Consider the following 400-nt stretch of genomic DNA (forward strand, 5'->3'; position numbering starts at 1 on the left):
TGAAGTCCGTGACCGCAAGGGTCGGCCTAGGGTGAAACCGGTGATTGGGGCTAAGTCGTAACAAGGTAGCCGTACCGGAAGGTGCGGCTGGAACACCTCCTTTCTGGAGACGGATCTTAGATGATTAAGGTAGTTTCAAAAGAATGGGATGAAGCATTGGTTTGTTCAGACACTCCTTAGGCTTCTTGTACTAACAAAATCTGTTTTTGGGGGATTAGCTCAGTTGGCTAGAGCGTTTGCATGGCATGCAAGAGGTCATCGGTTCGACCCCGATATTCTCCACTTGTCCTTGAAATAGAGGAAAGAGATCTTTGACATATTGACACAAGCAAGACTGTAGATTAGATAATAAATCAGAAATCAACAGCTGAAAGTATGAGCACTTATGCATACGGCCGCC

Annotated in this window: 1 tRNA gene and 1 rRNA gene; both read left to right on the top strand. The window is 46.0% G+C overall.

Going from position 1 to position 400, the window contains the following annotated elements:
- Positions 1–103 (top strand): 16S ribosomal RNA (locus tag CIK96_RS08005); the annotation flags it as partial.
- A 105-nt stretch (positions 104–208) separates the two neighbouring features.
- A tRNA-Ala gene (locus tag CIK96_RS08010) sits at positions 209–282 on the top strand.
- The last annotated feature ends 118 nt before the right edge of the window (positions 283–400 follow it).

The sequence above is a fragment of the Prevotella sp. P4-98 genome, assembly GCF_002251405.1.
Classification (GTDB): domain Bacteria; phylum Bacteroidota; class Bacteroidia; order Bacteroidales; family Bacteroidaceae; genus Prevotella.